We start from the raw sequence: 1,359 nt of genomic DNA on the forward strand, positions 1-1,359 counted from the left end.
GGTGGGATGACCGCCGCGGCGCGGCGGTCGGCGATGGCCTCATGACACTTGCGGGTGTCGTAGGCCCCGTCGGCGGTGACGCTCGCCACCTCGTGCCCAAGTTCGACAACAGATTGGCTAAGTGATTGAAATTGCGAACCCGCGTTTGGCCTTTTTGCCACAACCGCTGATCGTCAGGCAGGCTTTGGAAGGCTCATGGCGTCGAAGAGGTCGAGCTGCTCCGGGGTTGTTTTGCTGGTGCCGTTGAAAGTGCGTTCGCCGATATGGGCGGTGTGCTGCTGAATGCGGGCGAGCATGTCGAGGGCGGTTCTGGGGCTGGCGCTGTGGCCCTTGGCCTTCAGGCGCATGCGCATGACGCGGTAGAGCGTGAGGGCGAGGAAGCAGATCAGCGCATGGGCGCGGATGCGGTCGGGCAGCCGGTGGTGGACCGGAGCGATCTCGATGTCGGTTTTCAGGACGCGGAAGCCGCGCTCGATATCGGCCAGCGCCTTGTAGCGGGCGACGGCGTCGGCAGGCGTCAGATCCGGGGCGTTGGTCAGCAATGCGAGCTTGCCGTCGAAGAGTTCGGCCTCAGTGAGGGCGTCGGCGTCCACCGACCAGCTGAAGCGGTCGGCGGCGAAGTCGGCCTTGAGAAAGCGGGTGAGCTCGGCCTCGGCGACGGCGCGGGTGAAGCGGCTGTAGGCGCCGCGGTCCGACGCCCGGCGGCCGCGGGCGGCCTTGGCTTCCGTCGCGCGCGCCGCGTCCTGCGCGTCGAGTTTCGTGACCATCGTCTCGGCCATGGCCTCGAGCTCGGCGATGCGGGCGCGGCGACGGTCGCCCTGCTCGGCGGCGCGCAGGGGGTCGTGCGCGACGATCAGGCGATGGCCGGCGAAGGCGGCCTCGGCCAGCCCAGCCCCCGGACCGTCCGCGTCGAAGGCGATGTCGCGGAAGGTCTCGACCAGCTCGCCATAGCGCCGGGCGGGGACGGCGAGGATGAACTCCAGCCTGCGCCCGCCCTGGTCGGCGAGCGCGGTCAACGCGCCGATGTTGTCGAGGCTGAGCAGGCCGCGGTCGGCGACCAGGATCACGCGCTGGACCGGGAAGCGCTGCAGCACGGTGGAGAGCATCGCCTGCAGGGTCTTCGTCTCGGCGACGTTTCCGGGGTGAACCGTGTGCATCAGCGGCAGGCCCTCGGCGGTCTGCACCACGCCGAGCACGAACTGCCGCGCGACGCCGCCCAGCTCCTTGTTCATGCCGTAGGCGCGGATGTCGTCCTCGACAGCCGCCTCGCCGTGGATGCGCACGGTGGTCAGGTCGTAGAACACCACCGCCAGATCGCGGTCGACGAGCGGGCGGATCTGCTTTGCGAGCTCCATCTCG

1 protein-coding gene and 1 pseudogene are annotated in these 1,359 nt (G+C 69.2%); both read right to left on the reverse strand.

Annotated elements, in window-relative coordinates; genetic code table 11:
* Nucleotides 1-92 (reverse strand): annotated as a pseudogene (locus BLW43_RS23295) (IS5/IS1182 family transposase); the annotation flags it as partial.
* An 81-nt stretch (nucleotides 93-173) separates the two neighbouring features.
* Nucleotides 174-1,359 (reverse strand): IS1634 family transposase (locus BLW43_RS22720; RefSeq protein ID WP_093257235.1); only part of this gene is annotated, 1,186 nt, incomplete at its 5' end.

Origin of the sequence: Rubrimonas cliftonensis (assembly GCF_900107585.1) — a bacterium.
Lineage (GTDB): Bacteria > Pseudomonadota > Alphaproteobacteria > Rhodobacterales > Rhodobacteraceae > Rubrimonas > Rubrimonas cliftonensis.